This window comes from Streptomyces sp. NPDC047000 (assembly GCF_040644295.1).
Lineage (GTDB): Bacteria > Actinomycetota > Actinomycetes > Streptomycetales > Streptomycetaceae > Streptomyces.
On the sequence record NZ_JBEYWE010000001.1, the window covers coordinates 129,115 to 151,326 of the forward strand.

The window sequence follows — 22,212 nt, forward strand, 5'->3', positions numbered from 1 at the left end:
GTCAGTCCGTACCGGAGACGTTGCGGCGCAGCCGCTGGAGCAGTGCGAGGCCCTGCTCGGCGTTGAGCGCGGTGTCCAGGTGGCCCATCGGCACGCCGAGCTCGACCAGGGTGATGGCCACGGCCGGCTGGATGCCCACGATCGCCGCCTGCGCGCCCAGCAGCCGCACCATGGCGACGATCCGGGCGAGGACACGGGCGATGAAGGAGTCCACCACACTGAGCCGGCTCACGTCGACGAGCATGCCGGTGGCGCCGGTGCGGGCGACCTCGCGGGTGAGCTGCTCCTCGATCTGGATGACCGTGGTGTCGTCGAGGTCGCCCTGGAGGGCCACCAGCAGCGTGTCACCGATCTGCATGACGGGAACGACGTCGTCACTCACCGCGGCCTCCGGAGAGCAGGGCGCGGGCGGCCGTCGAGGCGCTGTCGGCGCGCTCGGCCAGCACCGCGAGGGCCAGCTGAAGGGCGTCCTGCAGGGTGTTGCGCGAGCGCAGCCCCGCCATGTCGATGCCCAGGTGCACCATGGACTGCGCGGTCTCGGGACGCACGCCGCTCATGATGCTCACGGTGCCCATGAGGGCCGCGGCCTGCACGGTCTTGAGCAGATGCTGGGCGACCTGGGTGTCGATGGTGGGCACGCCGCTGATGTCCAGGATCGCGACCTCGGCCTGGGTCTGGGCGATCTTCTCCAGCAGACCCTCGGTGAGCCGGGTGGCGCGCAGTGTGTCGAGGGTGCCGATGATCGGCAGGGCGAGCACCTTGTCCCACACCTGGATCACCGGGGTGGACAGCTCCAGGATCTCGTCGCGCTGCCGCTGCAGCCGCTGCTCCGTCTCGCGGCGCTCGGTGACGTCACGGATGGCGGCGGCGACCAGCTCTCCCTCGGCGGTCTCGAGAGGGCTGAGGCTGATCTCGACGGGGAACTCGGTGCCGTCGCGGCGCATGCCCCACAGCTCGAGCCCGGCGCCCATGGGCCGCACCGTGGGATGCGAGAAGAAGCCGTTCCGGTGCCCGAAGTGCCGGTCGCGGAACCGGCCGGGCACCAGCACCTCGATCTCCCGCCCGACCAGCTCGGCCCGCTCGAAGCCGAACAGCACCTCGGCCTGCCGGTTGACCAGCACGATCCGCCCGTCGGAGGCGACGATGACCATGGCGTCCGGCGCGGACTCCAGCAGCCCGTGGAACAACGATTCGGCGCGGGCGCTCTCGGTGACGTCACGCAGCACGGTGACGAAACCGCCGCCGTCCTCCACGGCCGTCACCGTGGTGAGCGCGAGGAACCGCTCCCCGCTCTTGCGCACCCACCAGCTCTGGAACTCCCGGCGCCCCTCGTCCCGTACGGCGGTCAGCTCCTGGTCGACGAACCCGGCCCGGCGGTCCTCCTCGGTACGCAGCAGCGACAGCTGCCGCCCGACGACCTCGTCCTCGCGGTACCCGGTCATCGCCTCGGCGCTGCGGCTCCACCGCAGCACCTCGCCGTCCGGCCCCAGCCTGACGACGGCCTGGTCGGTCAGCGCGCCCAGCATCGTCTCCAGATCCCGCAGCCGCTCCCGGGGATCCCGCGGATCGTCCGCCCCCCGCCGGTCCTGCCCGTCCTCCGGTGGCACAGTCATGGCCAGCCCCGCCCTTCGCCTTCTCGATCTGCGGTCGGGACCCCGCTGCGCACGCGAGAACCCCGGCGGGGCCGATGCTATCCCGCCGGGCACGGGTGATCGCGGGGGGACGGTGCGGACGGGGGTGCGGACGGCGGAGCGGGGACGGTGCGGGCCGGGCCCGGCAGGTCCTGGGCGCCGCCGCGCCGCGCGGGCTCAGATACCCCCGGTGTCGCCCAGCTCCCGGCCGGTGACGATCTCCGACTCGATACGGACGAAGATGGCGTCGGCGATCGGCATCCAGGACCGCGGCCCGGTACGGCTGAGCCGTTCGTGCTCGGCCGGATCCGTCACCACGGCGGCCCGCCCGGTGACGACGACGCTCCAGCCCGACCGCAGCGTGGCGTCGAACGCGTCGGCCTCGAAGGCGACGACGACACCGTCGACGGCGCGCACCAGCTCGGAGGAGGCCGAGGTGCGCAGCAGCACGGAGCTGTCGGTGTCGATGGAGAAGTTGACGGGGAGGACGGCGGGAAGGGCATGCCGGGTGAAAACGACACGGCCGACCGGCGCCTTGGCCAGCAGGCGCAGGCATTCTTCCCGGTCCAGCACCCGGAACACGTCGTCATGAGCCATCGGTCCATCCTCCTTCACACCGCTGAAGCGAGGTTAGGGCCGGTCGGCCCCTTCCGGTTCCACCGGGTGGCCCGCGTCCTCGCCGTGCCCCGCCGGACAGGCTCTGGTCCGTTCGGCCCAGGAAACGGGCCCGCCCGGATGCCCGTGGCTCCACGAGGCGCTTCGCTGGGATCAGGACGGATCGGCCGGAGACGGGTCACGGACGGGCCGAAGGCGCGGCGAGAGAGGGCATACGGACGATGACGAACACGGAACTCCTGCCGTCGCGCGGGCACGTGCTGGCCGCGCCCGTGGATCTGAACGGGCCCGGGCACTATGTGCACTGGGGCGTCATCCAGTTGTCCGTGGCGAATCTGGTGGTCATCGGCCTGATGGTGATCGTCTTTGTCGCGGCCCTGCTGCTGCCCTTCCCCGGAGGCCGCAGATGAGCGGCCCGGGGGAGCGGGGCGGAGACCCGGCCGAGCGCGGCGGAGTGCCGGGGGAGCGCGGCGCGTCCGCCGGGACGTACACGAACGTTCCGGCCGGCGGCGGCTGGACCGGCGTGGTGCGCAGGCGGGCCGCCGGAGCCCTGCCGCCGGAGAAACTGCTACCGGACACCCAGCCGGCGTACATGGCCTCCTGGATCTACGTGTTCGGCGTGCTCACCGTGTCCTCGCTGATCGTGGTGCTCGTCACCGGCGGTGTGCTCGCGCTGAAGGGGCCGGCCTGGTGGCACGTCTCCACGGCGGGGAAGTACGTGAACAGCCTGCACCTGTGGAGCGTCGAGCTGTTCATGTTCTTCATGGTCGTGCACCTGTGGGGCAAGTTCTTCATGGCCGCCTGGCGGGGCGGGCGGGCGCTGACCTGGATGACCGGGGTGGTCTGTTTCCTCACCTCGATCGGTACCGCCTTCACCGGCTACCTGGTCCAGCAGAACTTCGACTCGCAGTGGATCGCGGGACAGGCCAAGGACGGGCTCAACTCGGTCGGCGTCGGCGCGTTCTTCAACGTGCTGGACTTCGGGCAGATGCTGATGTGGCACATCGTGCTGCTCCCGTTCGTCCTCGGTCTCCTGACGGTCTGGCACGTCCTGCTGGTGCGCCGGCGCGGCATCGTGCCGCCCCTCGACGCGGCCGGTCCCGCGGGCGGCGAGGCGGTGCCCGCGGCGCCCGGGGACGTACGGTGACGCGCCGGCGGTCCCGGAAGGCCGCGGTGCCGGACCCCGCCGCCTTCCCCGCCCGGCCCTACGACCTGGTCAAGGAGTTCACGATCGCCCTGGTGGCGGTCGCGGTGCTCACCGCCGCGCTGGCCGCCCTGTTCTCCTCGCCCGACGTCGAACCGGTGACACTGGCCTCCTGGTCCAGGGCGGCGGGCGCCGATTTCACGGCGACCGCCGTGGCGGAACTGGGCGGTACCAGCGGAACGGCCGAGTACGGGCCCCCGTACAACGACACGCCCGGTGCGGCGCAGAAGATCGGCCCGTTCAGCCCGCAGAACGCCGTCGGGGTGCACATTCCGGTGGACACCGCCGAGGACTTCGTGATCCGCCCCCTGACCGACGCCCCCGAAACGCCCGCCGTCCGCGCGGCCCTCGCCGCCTGGAACGCCGCTCCGGCGGCCCTGCGGCAGGCGTGGACCAAGGCCTACTCCGACGCCCTGGCCGCCGCTCCCGGCGGCGCCCCCGCCAGGGCGGCGAGCGGCGCCTACGGCCCGGTGCCCCTCCTCACGGCCCGCCTGCTCGAACTGGCCCGGTCGGGCGCCCTGGACGGGCAGTTGCAGGCCGACGGCAGGTTCTACCAGACCGACTACACCCGCCCGCTGCTCTTCCTCTCCGACGGTACCCACCTGGAGTCCCTGGCCCGTGCCGAACATCTGGGCGGCGACCAGTGGGGGATGATGAACGAGACCGGGAACTTCCCCGGCCAGGCGTGGCTGTGGCTCTACACGTTCTGGTACCAGATCGAACCCTTCAAGTCGTCCGGCAACGCCGACGCCCTGATCTGGGCCCTGATGGCCCTGCTGAGCCTGGGCCTGCTGCTGGTCCCCTTCCTCCCCGGCGTACGGTCCCTGCCGCGCTGGACGCGCGTGCACCGGCTGATCTGGCGGTCCTGGTACCGCACCCAGGAGGCCACCGCGTCCCCCGGCCGCCGACCGGAGGACCGCCCCGGGCAGACCCCCTAGCGGGTGCGCCTTCGGTGCGCCTTTCCGGTGCGCCGTTCCCGTGCGCCTTTCCGGCCGCGGCCCTAGAGCCGCCGGAACACGGCTTCGAGCGTGGCGAGTTCGAGCGGGGTGAGCTTGTCGGTGAAGTGGCGGCGTACCGCGGCGTCCAGACCGGGGTGTACGGCGGCGACGGCCTCGCGTCCGGTGTCGGTGAGGCTGACGGTGACGCCGGCGCCGCGCTCACGGGACACGAGTCCGCGGTTGCCCATGCGGGTGAGCTGGTGGGAGATGCGCGTGCGGTCCCAGCCCAGGGACGCGGCGAGTTCGCTCTGACGCAGGGTGCCGCCCGCCTTGCCGAGATTGACGAGGATCGTCAGGTCCGGCTCCGACAGTCCGGCCGACTCGGCGGTGTCCGCGATCACACGGGCGCGGACGACCTCGTGGACGCGTTTGAAGGTGCTCCAGAGATCGACGGGGTCCGGCACACCGTCGGTCGTGACCTCGTGCGACGCGGCGGCCTCCCCGCTGGGTGTTGACATATCAACGCGCCTCTTCGTAGTCTCGTCGTGGTGTTGAGATGTCAACGCTAGCAGCGGTGCGACCACGCCCGCGGCAGCCCTCCGGACGGCCCTCTCCACCCTGCCGTCCTCCCCCTTCCCCCTCTCCCCGCCCCTCCCTCCCATCCGCCGCCAAGAAGGTCGGACCCATGCACCTCCACACCCTCGGAACCGACGGCCCCCAAGTCGCCCCCCTCGCGCTGGGCTGCTCCGGCATGTCCGACCGCACCGCGCCCGCCGACGAGGCGGACGCCGTCGCGACGATCCACGCGGCCCTCGACGCCGGTGTCACACTCCTCGACACCGCCGACTTCTACGGCATGGGGCACAACGAGGACCTCATCCGCCGTGCCCTGCGTACCGGCGACCGCGAAAAGGCGCTGCTGAGCGTCAAGTTCGGCGGCCTGCGCGGCCCCGACGGAGCCTTCGTCGGCGTCGAGGGCCGCCCCGCCCACGTCAAGAACGCCCTCGCCTACTCCCTGCGCCGCCTCGGCACCGACCACGTCGACATCTACCGCCCCGCCCGCCTCGACCCCGCCACCCCCGTCGAGGACACGGTCGGCGCCATCGCCGAAACGGTGCGGGCCGGGTACGTCCGCCACATCGGACTCTCCGAGGTGGGCGCCGAGACCATCCGGCGCGCCCACGCCGTGCACCCGATCAGCGACGTACAGATCGAGTACTCCCTGTTCAGCAGAGGCCCCGAGACCAACGGCATCCTGGACACCTGCCGTGACCTGGGGATAGCCGTCACCGCCTACGGTGTCCTGGCCCACGGCCTGCTCACCGGCTCCTACCGGCAGCCGGCAGGCGGTGACCCGCGCGCCCACTGGCTGCCCCGCTTCCACCCCGGCAACCTTCCCGCCAACCTCGCCCTCGCCGACCGCCTGCGCCCGCTCGCCGCCGCCCGCGGCATCACCGTCGCGCAGTTGGCCACCGCCTGGGTCATCGCCCGGAACCGCGGGTCCGGCACCGTCGTGGCCGTGGTGGGTGCCCGCCGGCCGCATCGCATCGAGGAGGCGCTGGCCGCCGCGGACCTCACCCTCACCGCCGCCGAACTCCGCACGCTCGACGAGGCGGTCCCGCCGGACGAGGTCGCCGGAACCCGCTACGCCGCAGCCCTGATGGCCCTTCTGGACAGCGAGCAGGACGGGACCAGGACAGCGGTCAGAGCCGGTTGACCTTCGTCCTTGGGCGAGCCCGAGGAACTGCGTATCCGGGAGACGTCACGCCGCAGCCCGCCACCGCTCCCTCGAACCCGCCGCAGGATCGATGCAGACATCGATGCAGACGTTGATGTGCGGCGAACGTTGCGGGCTGCGGGCGCCTACGGGGACCCGGTTCTACCGGTAGAAGACGGCGACGCCTCCGTGGTGGGAGCAGGCGCCCTGGTGGTGGGCGGCGTAGGAATAGGTGCCGTCGTCGCAGAGGGCCGTGGCACCGTTTCCGGCCGTGCCGGAGTCGTCGGAGGAACCGGAACCGCCGCCGCTCGTGGATGACGTTCCGCCGGACGAACCTCCGCTGCTCCCCGACCCGGAGGAGGCGGCCTTCGCGGTGACGGTCACCTTCACCTTGACCGTCTTCGTCGCCGTCACGGTCGGCGCGGGCTCCGGTGCCGCGGTCTTTGTCGCCGTGGCCGTCGTGGTGACGGTGGCGGTCGGCTGCACCTTGTCGGCCACCGCCTTCGCGTCGTTCCCGCTGTGCTGCCCGCCGGAGCCGGTACCGACGCCGAGGAAGAAGGCGAGCCCGATCGCCGGCAGCACGTACCGCTTGCGTGCCCACCTCGGGGCCGGCGGTGTCGGTGGGGCCGGGGGTCGTGGCGGCATGGCGTAAGGATTGGTCATATCTTCCCCCAAGAGGTGTTTTGCATCGATGACCGTATCGTCAGTTCTGCTGACCAGGTGGGGGTTCGGTGTGCTGGTCACCAGTTTGTGATCTTTCGCCAGTATGTGCGATCGAGCGGGCGTGACGGCCCGTCAGGATCACGCCCCGGAGCTCACCGCTGCCGAGAAGGCGGCGCCCTCAGCCCGGCTGCGGGGCGGCGCCCGGTGCGCCGGGCGACGGTGTGAGCCGCAGGACCGGAGCCGGCGGCAGCGGTGCGGGTGCTTCCGTCTCCCGCACCGCACGGAACGCGTCGATCACGTAGGCGGCGAAGCGACGGGAGGCCGCGAGCCGGGCGGCACGCGCCACCTCCTCGACGCCCCGGTGGGCCATGAGCATCAGGACGAGGTCGTCGACGACGAAGCCGGAACGCAACCGCCCGGTCTCCTTGGCGCGGCGGGCCAGCTCGGCGACCGCACGCAGCGTCCGCTCCCGGTCGGCGGCGAAGTCCATGGCCTCGGGGAAGGCCGCCATGAAGGCATCGGCGAACCCCTTGCTCGAGGCGTGGAGTTCGCAGATCTGCGTGATGAGGTTCTGGAATCCGCGCCACGGGTCGGAGTCCGCGAGGGCGTCACGGACCACGGTGCGGCAGGCCCGCCGCTGCTCCGCGAAGGTCTCCGCGATCAGGTCCTGCTTGGTCGGGAAGTGCCGGTACAGCGTGGCGGGGCCGACGCCCGCGTGCCGGGCGACCTCCCGCACGGGCGCACTCAGGCCGTCCTCGCCGAACACCGCGCGGGCGGCCTCCAGGATGCGGGCGCGGTTGTCGCGGGCGTCGGAGCGCAGCGTGCGAGGCAAGGGGCCGCTCATGATCTCTCACTTTAGCCAAGCGGACGGACGCGTCCGTTACGGTCCGTGGCGGTGGTGCCGCCCCGTCCCGGACCGTCTCGCCCGTCCCGCCCGGCGCTGTGCCCGCCCCCAGCCGTTCACCGACCCGAGGGACAGCGATGAAAGCAGTGGTGATCAGGACGTTCGGAGCTCCGGCCGGCCTGGAGGTCGTCGATCTCGCGGAGCCCGTTCCCGCACCGGGGCGGCTGCGGATCGCCACGGAGGCGATCGGGGTGGGCGGTGTGGACGCCGTGATCCGCAGGGGAACGCTGGCCGCGTACGGTTTCCGGGAGGGTCATCTTCTCGGCAGCGAGGTCGCGGGAAGCGTCACCGCGGTGGGGGAGGGCGTGGACGCCTCATGGGTCGGGCGGCGGGTGTGGGCGTTCACCGGCCTGTCCGGTGGATACGCCGAGCAGGCCGTCGCCGCGGTCGAGGACGTGCTGCCGCTGCCGGACGGCCTGAACGGCGCCGATGCGGTGACTCTCGGCGGCTCCGGCGTGGTCGCCCACTTCGCCCTGGACCGCGCCCGGTTCGCGCCCGGCGAGGCGGTGCTGGTGCGCGGCGCGGCGGGCAGTATCGGGATCACGGCGGTTCAGCTCGCGGCCAGGGGCGGGGCAGGCGCGGTGGCGGTGACCACCTCATCGCCGGAGCGCGGTGCCCGCCTGCGCGACCTGGGCGCGACCCATGTCCTCGACCGCTCCGGCGGGGGCGGCCCGGACACGCCGTCGGGTTTCGACGTGGTGATCGATGTCGTGGGCGGATCTCGGCTTCCCTCCTTCCTCGACAGGTTGAACGCCAACGGACGGTTCGTGGCGGTCGGCGTGGTGGGCGGGCAGCCGCCGGCGGACTTCGGCATGCGGCTGATGGACGCCTTCCGCAGATCGCTGTCGTTCTCCACCTTCAGCTCCGACACCGTGCCCGGTCCCGAGCGGCAGGCCGTACGCGCGTCCCAGTTCACCGATGCCGTACACGGGAACCTGCGTACGGTCGTGCACGAGGTCCTGCCCCTGGACCGAGCGGCCGAGGCCCACCGGAAGATGGACGCGGGCGAGGTGTTCGGCAGAGTCGTGCTGACCCCCTGAGGCGCTGAGCTGTCAGAGCCGGTGGGCGTGTCCCGCACACCGCCCTGGCTCCCGGTGAACGGGGCCGCGCGGACACGGCCTTGCCCCGGCCCTGGAGACGGAGGCGACTCCCGCGTACGCTTTCAGGCCTCCGGCGACGAGGTGTGACCTTCCGTCAAGGCCGCCTCTGTGCGAACGACCGGCCAGGAAACAGACGGGGGATGCCCGCAGATGGATCTCGAAGGCTTCGCCGTCCATTTCCGCGCCGATATCCGGGCACAGCTCGACTGGGTCGGACTGGCCACGGTCCGTGCCGATGTCCAGGTGGAGACGCTTGGCCGGGATGCGGCGAAGCAGCGGCTGGCCGCACTCTTCACCGTCTGGTACGCCGATCCCGCGGGAGCGGACAGCCGATGGAACCTTCCGGGGAGCCGGCCGTTGCGTGTCGACACCGCATGCCGGACGTTGCGCAGTTGGCCCGACAGCCGCAGACACGCCGTCGCCGCGCTGACCCAGGACTTTGCGACGAGCCCAGGACCCGTCTCACTCATGCTTCCGGCATACAGAGTGGGCGGAGCCGGCCACGTCCTTCTGGACGGCAACCACAGGGCTGTGGCCGCTCATCAGGCCGGTGCCGACATACACCTGACACTTTGTTCGGTCGTCGGTCCGGTGTGCGAGAGCATTCTGCCCGACCTGCGCCACTACGCCGCACCCTCTCCATGAGAGTCGTCGTCCGAACCGGCGCCGGTCAAAGCCGAACCGGGCAGCCGCGCGGCTGCCAGTCGCATTTCGTGGTCCTCCACGAGGTTGCGCAGGGCTTCCCAGCATTCGTTCCGGCGCAGGCGCAGTACCTGGGCGAAGATGACTCCGGCGACAACCGTCGTGGCGAGCACGACTCCCACGCCGGCTGTCGCGCTCAGTGACGCCAGCGAGACCAGAACCCATGCGCCGAGCCCCATGGGCAGGAGCGTGGAGACAAGGATGTTGATCTCTGCCTCGATCGAGTCCGGTGCGAGCGCGGGATTGTGCTGCCGCAGCCATGACTTGGCGTAGGTGAATGCTTCGTAGGCGTGTCCGATGCGCAGTGCGCCACCCGGCTGGCGGAGCGCCTCGGAACGCGGGGAATCCCGCCGTGCCGCGCGTAGGAGGTGTCCTAGCAGGGGATGAGTGTGCAGGCAGCGCTGCACGGCTTCCTGCCCGTAGGCGACCTCCAACTCCTGGTGAAGGGCGTTCAGTGTGGCCCGATGTCGCGTGCTCAGCCGCTCTGCGATGCCGAGCAGCCGGAACGTCGTTTCGCGGCCCACGTACCCCAGTACATAGGCTGAGGCAAGCCAGGAGACGTCCATGAGAATCACAGCCGGTCCACGGACGCTGGCCGTCGCGCGGCTGACGGCGGATCCGAAGTGCTGAGGATGCTCGGCGTGCAGGACCAGGGCGGTGAGGCAGGTGACCGCGACCAGCCCGGGCACCAGGACCGATGTCAACTGCACGGAGATGTAGAAGGCGAACCGCTTCCCCGACGCCATCCGTCCCGCACCGACCGCTGTCAACGGATCCATGGCTCCCCCGGCAGACCCGGAACTCCAGCTCTCAAGCCACCGTTCTGTCCCAACGGTATCCGGCAATCGCGGGAGTGGGGAGGGCCTGGTCCGACCGGAATCGGAGAAGTCCTGTGAGGCCGCACGATCCGGCGACCGGCGGCTCAAGCCGGACGTGTGCGTACTGTCCGGCAACGGCGTATCCGGCCTGTAACTGGTCGTGCTCAACCGGGAACCATTCTCGGACCGCTGATGCGCCTCGAGGCCGGTGCGTCGCCGGAGCTGATCCGGCGGATCATGCGCGGCGCGCTGCCGCTCGTCCCGGAGGCCGGCTGGAGCGTCGTGGACGTCTGTGACCTGGCTCGCCTGCACCGGCTCCCCGTGGAGACGGCCTCGGCCGCCGGGAACCGCTGTATCGCGGTCGGCACCTTCACACGGGCCCGTGAGACGGCGTCCGTGCCGGCCGAGCGGCTACCGCATCGGGACGGGCACCAGGCCAATGCCCGCAGCAGGATCGGCGACCTGGCCGAGATCGCGGACGTCATCTCGTTCCTCCTCGGCCCGGCCCGCTCGGACACGGCCGTCCAGAACCCTCTGTGCCCACGGGGTCGTTCCGGCGCCCGACGACCTGGGCACTCGGCGGTCGCGGCGGCGCTGCGGGCCGATGCCACCATCCACGCGGCTCAGGCTGATCCGGTACAAGAGACCGCCACAGTGGCCGGGTTGACGAGCGCCCTGCAAGGAGGAGGAACGGACAGTTGCACTGCCGCTCTCTCCGCCGGGGCACGGACACGGACAGGCCGGACGCCGTGGCCGTGTGCCCCCACGAGGGTTGTTGCGCTGCTACGCTACTGGCACATTTGTTCGAATCCACTTAGGGGCGGCATGCGGAGCCGGACCCCTCGGGCCTCGGACGCCGGACGGAGATGGCGCAGTGTCAGCGATCAGCAGAACCCCGACCCCGTACAGCTACTCCTCCGCTGTGGCGGCAGGAGACTTCGTCTTCCTCGGGTTGCACCGCGGCTTCGGGCCTGCCTTCGCCGAGCAGATGACGGACACGTTCAGGCACCTCGAACAGACCCTGCACAGCCATGGACTGACTCTCGACGACCTGGTCAAGGTGAACGTCTGGCTCAAGGACATCGACGACCTGCCCGGCATGGAGCGGCACTTCACCGACCATTTCCCGCCGGGCGGCTTCCCTGCCCGTATGACGGCGACCACCGAGTTCATCGATGCCGACTGCCTGTTGATGATCGACGGTGTCGCCTACCGGGGCAGGACAGCGACGAAGGGGCGGGAGCGGCCGGGCACCACCTGATCCGAGCAGAGGAGCGGAAGGGACAGAGGAGCCAGAGCCTCAGTACCTTCGCGTAGTGAAGGAGCCCGTCCCGCAAGGACCCTGGGACGGGCTGTGGCGTTTCCCGGGGCCGTCCTCCGCGACGGCACGGACCGGTGGGCCGGCCCGGGGCCGGTGAAGTCCGCCGGTGAGCGCGTGACGGATCCGCCCCTTGCCGGACAGGTCCGCGACATGACCGCGCAGCCGGGACCGGAGCGCGGGTGGTCGGGCACGCGCCGGTCGGTGAAGCCGGCGGAGGCCGCCTGGTTTCCACCAGCGGCGCTGCCCTCTGGAACGGGCGCCTGCCGCCGGGCCGTCGCCTCATACCTCCTTGAGAAGCTTGCGTGTCCAGGTGGCCACCCGGCACAACGCCTTGTGCATGCCGTCGGCGGCCGGGTCGAACATCAGAGGACAGCCCCCGTCGATCACGGTGATTCCATGCTTGCGGCCGTACTCCGTGGCGGCGGCGGAGACGCTGCCGGTTCCGTGCAGGCGGTGCATCCACACATGCCTGATGCCGAGTTCGGCGCACTCCCGCATGGTCTGCTCCGCGGTCTCCGGCCTGGTGCCGATCAGCACCGCCTCGACACCGCCGGGGACCGACGCCAGGTCCCGGTAACACTGATCGCCTTCGACCCGGTCCGCATGGGGGTTGATCGCGAAGACCTGGTAGCCGCGCTCCCGCAGACGCTGGTACATACCGTTGGAACCGTGTCCTTGCGGGTTCCTGGAGACCCCGGTCACCGCGATGCGCTTCTTGGCCAGGAAATCCGATGCCGCCTGTTTGATCGTGACCACGACTGCCTCCCCACGTGCCGTGATGCCTGACGGCTCCACAACTGCACAGATACTCTCCTTCCCTCAACCTGTGCCCGTCGCCTGCCACTGTCCAGGGCCGGTCGTGACCCTTTTCGAAGCACAGTGGACCCTGGCTCGGCTCGCGACCGCCCGCCGTCGGCCGGTCTGCCGACCGGGGTGGCGAACTTCTCGCGTGGTCGCGCGAGCCGCCGGCGTGCCTGTGCGGTGCCGGAGACGGAGAAGGAGGTGCCCCGGCGTTCCGGACGACGTCGCCGTCCACTGTCGGCATCGGCAGTCCGGTCGGCCTCCGCCGGTGACGGCCGGACGGGCCCCTCTCCGCGTGTGCGGGGAGCCGTCAGGCGATGCCGCCGTTGGCGAAGAGGACCTGGCCGTTGATCCAGCGGCCGGGGCCCGCCAGGAAGGCGACGGTCTCGGCGATGTCCTCGGGCGTGCCGAGGCGCTGGAGGGGCGCCTGCGCCGCCAGTCGCTGCACGGTCTCCTCGTCCTTGCCGTCGAGGAAGAGCGGGGTGGCGGTGGGACCGGGCGCCACCGCGTTCACGGTGATGTCGCGTCCGCGCAGCTCGCGGGCCAGGACGAGGGTCATCGCCTCGACCGCTCCCTTGCTGGCCGCGTAGGCGGCGTAACCGGGGAAGGCGAGCCGGGTGACGGAGGTCGAGAAGGTGACGACGGCTCCGCCGTCCCGGACCCGGCGCGCGGCCTGCTGGGTGACGACGAAGGTGCCGCGGATGTTGGTCCGGTGCATCCGGTCCAGGGCGTCGAGGTCGAACTCGGCGACGGGGGCGAGGGTCATGACGCCAGCGGTGTGGACGACGACGTCGATCCCGCCGAACCGCTCCTCGACCGTGTCGAACGCCTCGGCCATGGCGGTCTCGTCCGCGACGTCGCCCCGTACGGCGACGGCCCGGCCGCCGCTCCGCTCGACGGCGTCGGTCACCTTGCGGGCGGCCTCCGCGTTGCCGGCGTAGTGCACGCCGACGGCCATACCGGCGGCGGCCAGCCGGGTGGCGACGGCGCGGCCGATGCCGCCGGACGCTCCGGTGACCAGGGCGACGCGCGGGGCTTGCGACATGGGGATCTCCTCGGGTGAAGCCGGAGCGGCAGAACGGCAGAACGGCAAAAAGACAGAACGACAGAACGGAAGTAATGAACGCTGCGTCCATATAATCAGATGGTGGACGCGACGTCCATATGTCACAGTGAGTGCCCGGCGGCACGCGGTCAGGAGGCGACACGATGCAGGAGCAGGTGGCGGACGGCCCGGACGGGGAGAGCGTGCCGGACACCCCCGCGCCGCACGGCCGAGGCCGCCGACCGGGGCGGGGACCGGGGCGGGGACGGGGGCGGCGGCCCGCGGACGAGGTGCGCGCCGATGTGCTCACCGCCGCCGGGGCCCTGCTCCTGCGGGACGGCATGGCCGCCTTCACCATCGAGCGCGTCGCGCAGGAGGCCGCCGTCAGCAAGACGACCATCTACAAGTGGTGGCCCTCCCGCGGCACGCTCGCGCTCGAGGGCTACTTCCACGCCGTCGAGTCCGCCCTCGCCTTCCCCGACACCGGCGACATCGGGGCCGATCTGACGGCCCAGGTGAGGGCGTTCGTCCGGCTGCTCACCGGGACACCGGCCGGCCGGGTCGTGGCCGAACTCGTCGGCCAGGCACAGACCGACCCCGACCTGTCCGCCGCCCTCCTGGAGCACTACTCCGGCCCCCGGCGCGACCTCGCGGTGGCGGCCATGCGGCGCGCCCAGGCCCGCGGCCAGCTGCGTCCCGGCGTCGACCCGCGCATACTGGTCGACCAGCTCTGGGGCGCCTGTTACCACCGCCTGCTGCTCCCCAACGAGCCCCTCACCGAGGACTTCGCGACCCAACTGGTGGACAACCTGCTGTACGGCGTCGCCGCCGGTACGCCGGAACGGGATCGCGGGGCCGACCGGGCGGCGGAGCCGCGTCAAGCCTGACGCCCCCGCCCGGCATCAGGCCCCTGTCCGGCATCAGGTTCCCGTGCGGCGCCAGGCCCCCGTGCGGCATCCGACCCCTTTCTGGCATGCTCACGTCTTGACGTGAGTGGTGTAGACCTCTAGCTTACGGACCGGCAAGTTCCGCTTGCCTGCGTGCCGTTGGGGTGGCCGCAGCTGAGGTCGCCCCTGTGCGCGCACCCCGGTATGAAAGGCACCCCCCACTCATGGCCTCTCGCACTCCCCTCACCCGCGCCGCCCTGCGCGGTGCGCCCGTGGTCGCTCTCGTGGCGCTCACCGTCAGTCCGCTCGGTACCTCCTCGGCCATGGCCGCCGGTACCGGGCAGATCACCGGGCTCGCCGGCAAGTGTCTCGACGTCGCCGCGTCCGGTACCGCCGACGGCACGGCCGTCCAGCTCTACGACTGCAACGGCACCGACGCCCAGAAGTGGAACGTCGGTTCGGACGGGACCGTCCGGGCGCTCGGCAAGTGTCTCGACGTCAGCGGCAGCGGGACCACGGACGGCACCAAGGTGCAGCTCTGGACCTGCAACGGCACGGGCGCCCAGAAGTGGACCGTCACCGCCGCCCACGACATCGTCAACCCCCAGGCCGACAAGTGCCTGGACGTGGCCGACAACTCGTCCGCCAACGGCACCCGGACCCAGCTCTGGACCTGCACCGGCGCCGCCAACCAGAAGTGGACCGCCCCGGCCGACAGCGGCAGCACCGGCGAGCAGTGCTGGGCCACGCACTACGGCCCGATCCCCGCCGGCGCCTACACGTCCAGCGGCGAGGTCTACGACGGCAACGCCGACACCGCCGCCACCTCCCTCTCCCGTCAGCCCCAGCTCCCCTTCGGGACCAGGGTGCTGGTGACCAACGTCGCCAACGGGCGTTCCCTCACCGTCCGGATCAACGACCGCGGCACCTTCGTGCAGACCCAGCAGGAACCCAAGTGCCTCGACCTGACCGACGGCGCGTTCAGCAGGCTCGGCGGTGTCCTCGACCCCGACGCCGGGCACATCGTCGTCACCCAGACGGTGCTCGGCTGACGGTCCGCCGTCCCGGTGCCGGGACGGTGAACCGTCCCGGCACCGGACCACCCGGTCTGTTCCTCCGATGAGCGGGCATACGGAGGTGCGCCGGGGCCACCGCCCCGGTGCACCTCTTCGCCAGGTGCTGAGCCGGACCGGGAGGGGTAACCGATGTCGACCGCCGTGCCGGAGAGACCCGCCGAACTGCCAGGAGCAGGGCACGACGCGGCCGGGGCCACCGGCCGGAGCGGCCGCGCCGTGCCGCGCGGGATCGGCTGGTCCGCCAGATGGATCGCCGCGCTGACCGTCTGCCAGGCAGCCCTCCTGGTGGGCGCCGGACGGCTGATCACCGGACCCGCCCGTGACATCTGGCCGCTCACCGCCGAGGACCGGGTGAACGAAGGCTTCGAGCGGATCCGCACGGGCACCCTCACCACCCTGTCCTCGATCGCCTCGGAGGCCGGCAACACCCTCACGGTGATCGCCGTCACCCTGCTGAGCTGCCTCGGGCTGATCCTGCTGCCCCGGCTGCCGATGTGGCGGCAGGCCGCCTTCCTCGCCGTCGCCGTGTCGCTCCAGTCACTGGTCTTCCTCGTCATCACCTCGGCGGTCGACCGGCACCGGCCCGAGGTCCACCGCCTCGACGGCTCCCTGCCCACCTCCAGCTACACCTCCGGACACACCGGCGCGGCCACCGCGCTCTACGGCGGACTCGCGGTCCTGGCCGTGACCCGGCTGCGCGGCCCCTGGCGGACCGTCGTGGGCTGCCTGCTCTGCGTCCTGCCCCTCCTGGTGGGCCTCGCCCGTCTCTACCGCGGCATGCACCACCCCACCGACGTCCTGGGCGGCCTCGCCAACGGGAGCCTGTCCCTCCTGATCGTCGGGCGTGCCCTGCTCACGGAGGGACGCGTCACCGCCCCCGCCGCCTCCACGGACTCCGGCGCCCCCGCAGACCGCGACCGGCCCGGTACCCCCGCTCCCTCCACCACCCCCGCCCCCGCCGGCCGCACCGTCGTGATCTGCAACCCCACCGTCACCGGCCAGGCCGACCGCGACGCCCTGCGCCGCGTACTGGAGCGACACGGGCACCGGGCACCGGAGTTCGTCGAGACCACCGCCGAGGACCCGGGCCACGGCCAGGCGGCCGGTGCGGTCCGGGACGGCGCCGCACTCGTGGCCGTCTGCGGCGGGGACGGCACGATCCGCGCCGCCGCCGACGCCCTGGCGGGCAGCGACGTACCCCTCGCTCTGGTGCCCTGCGGCACCGGCAACCTCCTCGCCCGCAACCTCGGCCTGCCGCTCACCCCCGCCGACGCCCTCGACGCCGCGCTGCGCGGCACGGCCACGCGCGTCGACCTCGGCCGGATCGAGGCCGACGGCCTGGCCCCCACGCACTTCGCCGCCATGTCCGGCGCCGGTCTCGACGCCGCGATGATGGGACGGGCCAACTCCTACGACCGGACCAAGGCCGTCCTCGGCTGGGCCACCTACGTCCTCGCCGGGTTCCGGGTGCTGGGCTTCCCGCGCACCGGGGTGAGCGTCCGCCTCGACGGCGCGCCCGCCCTGCGCCGCAACGCCCGTATGGTGCTGATCGGCAACATCGGCACCGTCCAGGGCGGCCTGACCCTGCTCCCGGCGGCCCGGCCCGACGACGGACGGCTGGACCTGCTGATCCTGGACCCCCGGGGCGTGCGCGGCTGGCTGGCCGTCGTACGCACGCTCCTGCGCCCGAAGACCAAGCCGGACACGCCGGACACGCCGGACACGCCGGACGCTGCCCGCGCCGGGGAAGAGGGCGGCGCACCCGCGGAGTTCCTCACCTTCCGCCACGCCGAGCTCACCTTCGACACCCCCCAGCCCCGCGAACTGGACGGCGACCCGGTGGGCACCGGACGGCACATGACCGTGGACGTCCGGCCGGGAGCCCTGACCGTGCTGCTGCCCGCCCGGGAGCAGTGACATGGGCACCGCCACCAAGGTCCCCGAGACCCGGGACATGAGCGGGGAGGAGCTGTCCGGCGACGAGGCCTGGGCGTCACTGCGCCGCTACGGAGGCTGGTCCCTGCTGCGGGACGCCTTCCTCCGCTTCCGGTACGCCGACGGCTTCAGCCACTCCCGCGCCCTCGCCCTGCAGACGGTGCTGGCGGTCGTCCCGCTGGCCATCGCCTTCGTCGGCCTGTCGACCGTCGTGCACACCGAGAACGTGGGCAGGCTGGCCGAGCTGACGATCCACCGGATCGCCCGGGGCCCCAGCGCCGGTGTCGTCGACGACGCGCTCGACCGCAGCCGCCGCAAGGCGGGGGACGGCGCCGCCGTGGCCCTGTGGTTCGGCGCCGTCTTCTCCCTGGTCAACGTCACCACCGCGATGTGCCAGATCGAGCGGGGCGCCAACCGGATCTACGGCAACGAACGCGACCGCCCCTTCCACCTCAAGTACCTGCGCGGCCTGCTGATGTCCCTCGCCGCCGGGTTCCCCCTCGGGCTCGGCTTCGTCGTCATGGTGGCCGGTGACGACCTCGCCGCGGCCGCGGTGAGCGTCTACCACCTCGACGGCAGCGCCCGCACCGCCTGGGACCTCCTGCGCTGGCCCTTCGGCCTGCTGCTCGCGCTCATCTCCGCGAGCGTCGTCTTCCGCCGCTCGCCGCGCCGCCGGCAGCCCGGCTACACCTGGCTGGCCTTCGGCTCGGCCGTCTACCTGGTGCTGTGGATGACCCTCACCTGGCTGCTCAGCCTCTACCTGGACATCAGCGGTTCCTTCGACACCGTCTACGGCCCCCTGAGCGCCTTCATGTCCCTGCTGCTGTGGGCCTACCTGACCTCCGTCGCCCTCTTCCTCGGCCTCGCGTTCGCCGCACAGCTGGAGGCGGCGCGGGGCCGCCGCCCCGGCCCGGTCCGAGCCGACCCCGGAGTCTGAACCATGCGCACCACCCGCACCACCCGCACCACCCCCGGCCGTCTTCGGGAGGGCCGTCGCCGCCAGGCGGACCGCCGCTACGGCGCGCGGCTGCTGACCTCGACCGCCCTCGCCGGCCTGGCCGCCCTCGCCTTCGGCCTGCTCCTGACCCTGGTCGTGGGGCAGTGGCGGCCCCTGCTGCGGCTGGACACCTCCGCCGCCCACGACCTGCACGCCGTCGCCGTCCGCCACCACGGGTGGACCGCCGCGCTGCGCCTGCTGTCCGACCGGGTCTGGGACCCCGTGACGCTGCGCGCGGCCGTCGCGGTGCTGACGCTCTGGCTCCTGTACCGCAGGGCGTGGCGCCTGGCGGCCTGGGCGGCGGTGACCGCCGTGGCCGGGGGCCTGATCGGACTGCTGGTCAAGACCGTGACGGAACGGGCCAGACCCGCACTCCAGGACCCCGTCGCCCACGCCCCCGGCTACTCCTTCCCCTCCGGCCACGCCATGACGGCGACGACGTCCTTCGCCATCCTCATGCTGGTCCTCGCGCCGCTCCTGCCGCGGGCCTGGCGGATCGCCGGCTGGTGCGTCGCCGTCCTCTCCGTCCTCGGCGTGGGTTTCACCCGGGTCGCCCTCGGCGTGCACTGGTTCAGCGACGTCCTGGGCGGCTGGCTGCTCGGCCTGACCGTCGTCGCCCTCACCGCCTGGCCCTTCCAGGCCTGGCGCGCCGACACCGGCCGCGCCCGCCCCCCGCTCAGCGAGGGCCTGGAACCCGAACTCACCGAGGCCGTCCCCGAACCCGACCCACGCTGAACACGCACCTGCCGGCACACACCGCCCCTCCGGGACCGCAGGACACCGAGGCGCACGGTCCTGTTCCGGCCTGCCCCCAGCGGGTCCGTATCGTCCCGGACGGCTACTTGCCCCGTTTGATGGGCAGTTGGGTTGTGTCGGGACCGCACGTACGGTGGGTGCGCATCGGGGGCGTCGCATGAAGATTTTTCTGAGCTGGTCCGGATTACCGTCCCGGAGGTGCGCCGAACGGCTCGCCTCGTGGCTTCGCTACTTCAGTGACGAGATCGAGCCGTTCGTGTCCTCGGAGAGCATCAGGAAGGGCGCCCGGGGCCTGGACGAGATCAAGAAGCAACTGGACGAGAGTTCCTTCGGGATCGCCTGTGTCACGCGGGCGAACCTCGACGCACCCTGGATCACCTTCGAGTCGGGGGCCCTGTCCAAGGAGGTCGACGAGCGCAAGGGCCAGCTCGTGCCGTTCCTTCTGGAGGGCAGCCACGACGACCTGGAAGCGGCGGGCAGTCCGCTGCGCCAGTTCCAGTCGACCCGGGCGCACGACGAGGAAGACGTGCTGAACATGGTCAGGACCATCAACACCGTTCTGCGCGAGTCGGCCAGCCGTCACCCCGACAACACCAGGGTCGACAGCCTCTTCCGCAAGGTGTGGCCCGAGTTGCGCGACGCGCTCACCGCGATCGACCTCACCACGGACACCCCCGAGCAGACACGGCCGCGCCGGTCCACGGAGCAGATCCTGGAGGACCTGACGTCACTCGTGCGGGAGCAGATCAGCAGGATCACCGATCTGGAACACGCCGTGGAGGCCCTGCGTGACGAGCAGAGCAGCCCGCCCAGGAAGAGGCCCAGATTCACCGGCGTCTACGAAGAAGGCGCGCGGCCCGTGCCCGCCCCGGCCGGGACCGCGGGCAGCGAAGGGCCGATATGAACCGGATGATCAGGCACCAGGTCAGGACACTCCTCGGTACCAGGCTCGGCCTGTCCACGGCGGGCCGAGCCTGCGCCGTCCAGTTCGGCCTGCTGTCGGGAGCCGTCCAGCTCTATCTGACGTTCTGGCCCGACAGCTCCCTGCCCCGCGCTGCCGCGTTCCTCACCGTCGTCGGCCTGTCGGCTGCCGGCGGCGTCGTGCGGTCGTGGCCGCGGACCCGGACGAGCCATGAATTCCTGCGCCCGGGATTCCGGGTGACCATCGCGGTCGGGGACCTCTTCGCGCAGCCGGGTCATCTCGTCATCGGCAGCAACGACGTGTTCGACACCGACTGCCAGGACGATCTGCTGATCGTCCACGGCAGCGTGCAGGGCCAGTTCCTGCACCGTGTGTACGAGGGCGAGACGGCACGGCTCGATGACGACCTGGGCGCCGCGCTCGCGGGGACGCCGCCGGTCCGGGTGGAGGAGAGGGCGGCGAAGCGGGCCGGCAAACTGGCCCGCTACCCGCCCGGTACGGTCGCCGTCCTCGGCTCGCCGGAAAGACGCTACTTCCTCAGCGCCTACGGCACGATGGGCAACGACCTGACGGTGGACTCGGGGCCCGACCAGATCTGGAGCAGCCTCGCCGAGCTGTGGCAGGCCGTTCATCTGCACGCCCGCCGAGAGGCGGTGGCCATGCCCGTGATCGGTTCAGGCCTGGCCCGTATCGACAGCATGGATCACGCGAGCCTGATCAAGCTGATCCTGCTCTCGTTCGTGACCAGGTCACGCCGTTCGGTTGTCTGCAAAGAGCTGACGATCGTGGTCCTTCCGGAGGATTATGTGCGCGTCGACATGCTCGAGCTGGCCGCGTTCCTGCGGACGATGTGACCGCCGGACGCGTGGGCGAGGGGGAGGGGCTTGGTGTGAGCCAGGACGCGGAGCGGACGGACTCACATGTCCCGTACTTCTTCCTCAGCTACTCGCACACACCGCGCCGTGCCACCGACGGTCCTGACCCGGACATGTGGGTGCGCCGGTTCTACCGGGACCTCTGCACGCACATACTGATGCTGACGGACCTTCCGGAGGGCGAGTCGGCCGGCTTCATGGACCGCGCCGTACGGTTGGGAGAAGGCGTGAACCTGAGTCCGGCGGCCGCGCTGTCCGCCTGCCGGGTGTTCGTACCGATGTACTCGCCGCGTTACTTCGCCAGCGGTCACTGCGGGCGTGAATGGCATGCTTTCACCGCACGGCAGACGCAGGGCCGGGCATCACCTGATCCCGCCCCGCGGGATCAGGCCCCACCGGCGATAGTGCCCGCGCTCTGGGTACCCACGCACACCGAACGGCTGCCCCCCGCCGTGAAGAGCCTCTACCACGACCACCAGCGTTTCGGCGTACGGTACGCCTCAGAAGGTCTGTACGCCCTGATGAAGCTGCGCAGGTACCGGGCCGACTACGAGCGGGCCGTCCTGCTGCTGGCGCAGTCGATCGTCAGCACGGGCCAGGGGGACCCGGTCCCCCGAGGCGAACCCCTTGACTTCACCGACCTGCCCAACGCCTTCGGATCTCCGCCGGTGCTGCGCCGGCTGCGCATCGTGGTGGCCGCGCCCAGCACACGTGCACTGCCGCCAGGACGTTCGGAACGCTGGTACGGGGCCTCGCCGACCGACTGGAATCCCTACCGGGAGAGCGAAGCGGAGGCCGCCCGGCCGCTCGCGGAGTTCGCCGCCGAACAGGTCCGCGAACTCGACTACCTCACCACGGTCGAGCCGCTCGCCGAGGCGGCCGGGACCCTGCTCGCCGAGGAACGCCCGTCGGCGCCGACGGTGATGCTCCTCGACCGCTGGGCGCTGACCGACCCGGAACAGCGTGACCTGCTCGCCCGGCTGGACGCGGCGGCGCAGCCGTGGGTGGTGGTCATCGTGCCCTGGAACCGCTCCGACCCGGACAACAGTTCCGCCGAGCCCAGGCTGCGGACCATGCTGGAGACCACCTTGCCGCGGACGCTGCAGCGGGGCCGCAGCGTCTCCCGCACCGCGACGGGCGGGGTGCCGTCGCTGGCGGCCTTCTCCGACATCCTCCCGACGGTGATCCAATGGGCCGCGGCCCAGTTCCTGCGCCATGTGGCCCCCGTGTACCCGCCCGACGGCCCCCATGTGCCCAGGCCGCGGCTGCTGGACCCCGTCTCCGAGTCCGAGCCCACCTAGGAGA

24 protein-coding genes are annotated in these 22,212 nt (G+C 71.7%); 15 read left to right on the forward strand and 9 right to left on the reverse strand.

Annotated features, from left to right (window positions below):
• Position 1: 1 nt before the first annotated feature.
• From ABZ862_RS00565 to ABZ862_RS00575, 3 genes are all read right to left on the reverse strand, one after another.
• Positions 2-382: an STAS domain-containing protein gene (locus ABZ862_RS00565; protein ID WP_360949854.1), complete on the reverse strand. Its 381-nt coding sequence runs from the start codon at positions 380-382 to the stop codon at positions 2-4.
• Positions 375-1,613 (reverse strand): PAS domain S-box protein, encoded by a 1,239-nt coding sequence (locus ABZ862_RS00570; RefSeq protein ID WP_360949857.1) that lies wholly within the window; start codon positions 1,611-1,613, stop codon positions 375-377. The genes ABZ862_RS00565 and ABZ862_RS00570 overlap by 8 nt, the downstream gene beginning before the upstream one ends.
• Positions 1,614-1,808: 195 nt before the next feature.
• Positions 1,809-2,228, reverse strand: coding sequence for a pyridoxamine 5'-phosphate oxidase family protein (locus ABZ862_RS00575; RefSeq protein ID WP_360949860.1), 420 nt, complete (start codon positions 2,226-2,228; stop codon positions 1,809-1,811).
• 239 nt (positions 2,229-2,467) lie between these two features.
• Between ABZ862_RS00575 and ABZ862_RS00580 the strand changes: the two genes are divergently transcribed.
• Genes ABZ862_RS00580 through ABZ862_RS00590 form a run of 3 tightly spaced genes read left to right on the forward strand, consistent with a single transcriptional unit; the run spans position 2,468 to position 4,388 of the window.
• Positions 2,468-2,656, forward strand: coding sequence for a hypothetical protein (locus tag ABZ862_RS00580; RefSeq protein ID WP_360949863.1), 189 nt, complete (start codon positions 2,468-2,470; stop codon positions 2,654-2,656).
• Positions 2,653-3,393 (forward strand): cytochrome b N-terminal domain-containing protein, encoded by a 741-nt coding sequence (locus ABZ862_RS00585; RefSeq protein WP_360949866.1) that lies wholly within the window; start codon positions 2,653-2,655, stop codon positions 3,391-3,393. The genes ABZ862_RS00580 and ABZ862_RS00585 overlap by 4 nt, the downstream gene beginning before the upstream one ends.
• A gap of 26 nt (positions 3,394-3,419) precedes the next feature.
• A complete protein-coding gene (locus ABZ862_RS00590) occupies positions 3,420-4,388 on the forward strand; it encodes a hypothetical protein (protein WP_360949869.1) in 969 nt (322 codons plus the stop codon).
• A gap of 62 nt (positions 4,389-4,450) precedes the next feature.
• Here the strand turns inward: ABZ862_RS00590 and ABZ862_RS00595 are convergent, their stop codons facing one another.
• Entirely contained in the window at positions 4,451-4,906 is a 456-nt protein-coding gene (locus ABZ862_RS00595; RefSeq protein ID WP_360949872.1) for a MarR family winged helix-turn-helix transcriptional regulator, read from the reverse strand.
• Positions 4,907-5,073: 167 nt separating this feature from the next.
• On the opposite strand from ABZ862_RS00595, the gene ABZ862_RS00600 reads away from it, so the two are divergent.
• Positions 5,074-6,105: an aldo/keto reductase gene (locus tag ABZ862_RS00600; RefSeq protein WP_360949875.1), complete on the forward strand. Its 1,032-nt coding sequence runs from the start codon at positions 5,074-5,076 to the stop codon at positions 6,103-6,105.
• A gap of 162 nt (positions 6,106-6,267) precedes the next feature.
• Here the strand turns inward: ABZ862_RS00600 and ABZ862_RS00605 are convergent, their stop codons facing one another.
• A complete protein-coding gene (locus ABZ862_RS00605; protein WP_360949878.1) occupies positions 6,268-6,768 on the reverse strand; it encodes a DUF3761 domain-containing protein in 501 nt (166 codons plus the stop codon).
• 178 nt (positions 6,769-6,946) lie between these two features.
• Positions 6,947-7,612 carry a helix-turn-helix domain-containing protein gene (locus tag ABZ862_RS00610; protein WP_360949881.1) on the reverse strand — a complete coding sequence of 222 codons (666 nt, stop codon included), beginning with the start codon at positions 7,610-7,612 and terminating at the stop codon, positions 6,947-6,949.
• A gap of 137 nt (positions 7,613-7,749) precedes the next feature.
• On the opposite strand from ABZ862_RS00610, the gene ABZ862_RS00615 reads away from it, so the two are divergent.
• Both ABZ862_RS00615 and ABZ862_RS00620 read left to right on the forward strand, forming a co-directional pair.
• Complete coding sequence (locus ABZ862_RS00615) at positions 7,750-8,712, forward strand: zinc-binding dehydrogenase (protein ID WP_360949884.1); 963 nt, start codon at positions 7,750-7,752, stop codon at positions 8,710-8,712.
• A gap of 210 nt (positions 8,713-8,922) precedes the next feature.
• The gene (locus tag ABZ862_RS00620; RefSeq protein ID WP_360949887.1) at positions 8,923-9,417 is read left to right on the forward strand and encodes a hypothetical protein; all 495 of its coding nucleotides are present in this window, start codon (positions 8,923-8,925) and stop codon (positions 9,415-9,417) included.
• Here ABZ862_RS00620 and ABZ862_RS00625 read toward each other — a convergent pair.
• Positions 9,396-10,253 carry a hypothetical protein gene (locus tag ABZ862_RS00625; RefSeq protein ID WP_360949890.1) on the reverse strand — a complete coding sequence of 286 codons (858 nt, stop codon included), beginning with the start codon at positions 10,251-10,253 and terminating at the stop codon, positions 9,396-9,398. The genes ABZ862_RS00620 and ABZ862_RS00625 overlap by 22 nt on opposite strands.
• 913 nt (positions 10,254-11,166) lie before the next feature.
• Here ABZ862_RS00625 and ABZ862_RS00630 point away from each other — a divergent pair.
• Complete coding sequence (locus ABZ862_RS00630; RefSeq protein WP_360949893.1) at positions 11,167-11,553, forward strand: RidA family protein; 387 nt, start codon at positions 11,167-11,169, stop codon at positions 11,551-11,553.
• 339 nt (positions 11,554-11,892) lie between these two features.
• Here ABZ862_RS00630 and ABZ862_RS00635 read toward each other — a convergent pair whose 3' ends face one another.
• Positions 11,893-12,369 carry a CoA-binding protein gene (locus ABZ862_RS00635; RefSeq protein ID WP_360949896.1) on the reverse strand — a complete coding sequence of 159 codons (477 nt, stop codon included), beginning with the start codon at positions 12,367-12,369 and terminating at the stop codon, positions 11,893-11,895.
• 355 nt (positions 12,370-12,724) lie between these two features.
• Positions 12,725-13,459 carry an SDR family oxidoreductase gene (locus ABZ862_RS00640; RefSeq protein ID WP_360949899.1) on the reverse strand — a complete coding sequence of 245 codons (735 nt, stop codon included), beginning with the start codon at positions 13,457-13,459 and terminating at the stop codon, positions 12,725-12,727.
• A 164-nt stretch (positions 13,460-13,623) separates the two neighbouring features.
• Between ABZ862_RS00640 and ABZ862_RS00645 the strand changes: the two genes are divergently transcribed.
• From ABZ862_RS00645 to ABZ862_RS00680, 8 genes are all read left to right on the forward strand, one after another.
• A complete protein-coding gene (locus ABZ862_RS00645) occupies positions 13,624-14,346 on the forward strand; it encodes a TetR/AcrR family transcriptional regulator C-terminal ligand-binding domain-containing protein (protein WP_360949902.1) in 723 nt (240 codons plus the stop codon).
• Positions 14,347-14,570: 224 nt separating this feature from the next.
• Positions 14,571-15,398: a ricin-type beta-trefoil lectin domain protein gene (locus ABZ862_RS00650; protein ID WP_360949905.1), complete on the forward strand. Its 828-nt coding sequence runs from the start codon at positions 14,571-14,573 to the stop codon at positions 15,396-15,398.
• Positions 15,399-15,551: 153 nt separating this feature from the next.
• Entirely contained in the window at positions 15,552-17,339 is a 1,788-nt protein-coding gene (locus ABZ862_RS00655) for a diacylglycerol kinase family protein (protein WP_360949908.1), read from the forward strand.
• 1 nt (position 17,340) lies between these two features.
• Entirely contained in the window at positions 17,341-18,294 is a 954-nt protein-coding gene (locus tag ABZ862_RS00660) for a YihY/virulence factor BrkB family protein (protein WP_360949911.1), read from the forward strand.
• Positions 18,295-18,297: 3 nt separating this feature from the next.
• Entirely contained in the window at positions 18,298-19,089 is a 792-nt protein-coding gene (locus ABZ862_RS00665) for a phosphatase PAP2 family protein (protein WP_360949914.1), read from the forward strand.
• A 178-nt stretch (positions 19,090-19,267) separates the two neighbouring features.
• A complete protein-coding gene (locus ABZ862_RS00670; RefSeq protein ID WP_360949917.1) occupies positions 19,268-20,014 on the forward strand; it encodes a toll/interleukin-1 receptor domain-containing protein in 747 nt (248 codons plus the stop codon).
• A gap of 5 nt (positions 20,015-20,019) precedes the next feature.
• Positions 20,020-20,886, forward strand: coding sequence for a macro domain-containing protein (locus ABZ862_RS00675; protein WP_360949920.1), 867 nt, complete (start codon positions 20,020-20,022; stop codon positions 20,884-20,886).
• Between the two features lie 35 nt (positions 20,887-20,921).
• Positions 20,922-22,208: a TIR-like protein FxsC gene (locus ABZ862_RS00680; protein ID WP_360949923.1), complete on the forward strand. Its 1,287-nt coding sequence runs from the start codon at positions 20,922-20,924 to the stop codon at positions 22,206-22,208.
• Positions 22,209-22,212: the final 4 nt, after the last annotated feature.

Coding starts and splice junctions, on each gene's coding strand:
- ABZ862_RS00570 (WP_360949857.1), bottom strand. CDS start 1,613: ATGACTGTGCCACCGGAGGACGGGCAGGACCGGCGGGGGGCGGACGAT.
- ABZ862_RS00575 (WP_360949860.1), bottom strand. CDS start 2,228: ATGGCTCATGACGACGTGTTCCGGGTGCTGGACCGGGAAGAATGCCTG.
- ABZ862_RS00580 (WP_360949863.1), top strand. CDS start 2,468: ATGACGAACACGGAACTCCTGCCGTCGCGCGGGCACGTGCTGGCCGCG.
- ABZ862_RS00585 (WP_360949866.1), top strand. CDS start 2,653: ATGAGCGGCCCGGGGGAGCGGGGCGGAGACCCGGCCGAGCGCGGCGGA.
- ABZ862_RS00595 (WP_360949872.1), bottom strand. CDS start 4,906: ATGTCAACACCCAGCGGGGAGGCCGCCGCGTCGCACGAGGTCACGACC.
- ABZ862_RS00600 (WP_360949875.1), top strand. CDS start 5,074: ATGCACCTCCACACCCTCGGAACCGACGGCCCCCAAGTCGCCCCCCTC.
- ABZ862_RS00605 (WP_360949878.1), bottom strand. CDS start 6,768: ATGACCAATCCTTACGCCATGCCGCCACGACCCCCGGCCCCACCGACA.
- ABZ862_RS00610 (WP_360949881.1), bottom strand. CDS start 7,612: ATGAGCGGCCCCTTGCCTCGCACGCTGCGCTCCGACGCCCGCGACAAC.
- ABZ862_RS00615 (WP_360949884.1), top strand. CDS start 7,750: ATGAAAGCAGTGGTGATCAGGACGTTCGGAGCTCCGGCCGGCCTGGAG.
- ABZ862_RS00620 (WP_360949887.1), top strand. CDS start 8,923: ATGGATCTCGAAGGCTTCGCCGTCCATTTCCGCGCCGATATCCGGGCA.
- ABZ862_RS00625 (WP_360949890.1), bottom strand. CDS start 10,253: ATGGATCCGTTGACAGCGGTCGGTGCGGGACGGATGGCGTCGGGGAAG.
- ABZ862_RS00640 (WP_360949899.1), bottom strand. CDS start 13,459: ATGTCGCAAGCCCCGCGCGTCGCCCTGGTCACCGGAGCGTCCGGCGGC.
- ABZ862_RS00645 (WP_360949902.1), top strand. CDS start 13,624: ATGCAGGAGCAGGTGGCGGACGGCCCGGACGGGGAGAGCGTGCCGGAC.
- ABZ862_RS00650 (WP_360949905.1), top strand. CDS start 14,571: ATGGCCTCTCGCACTCCCCTCACCCGCGCCGCCCTGCGCGGTGCGCCC.
- ABZ862_RS00655 (WP_360949908.1), top strand. CDS start 15,552: ATGTCGACCGCCGTGCCGGAGAGACCCGCCGAACTGCCAGGAGCAGGG.
- ABZ862_RS00660 (WP_360949911.1), top strand. CDS start 17,341: ATGGGCACCGCCACCAAGGTCCCCGAGACCCGGGACATGAGCGGGGAG.
- ABZ862_RS00665 (WP_360949914.1), top strand. CDS start 18,298: ATGCGCACCACCCGCACCACCCGCACCACCCCCGGCCGTCTTCGGGAG.
- ABZ862_RS00670 (WP_360949917.1), top strand. CDS start 19,268: ATGAAGATTTTTCTGAGCTGGTCCGGATTACCGTCCCGGAGGTGCGCC.
- ABZ862_RS00675 (WP_360949920.1), top strand. CDS start 20,020: ATGATCAGGCACCAGGTCAGGACACTCCTCGGTACCAGGCTCGGCCTG.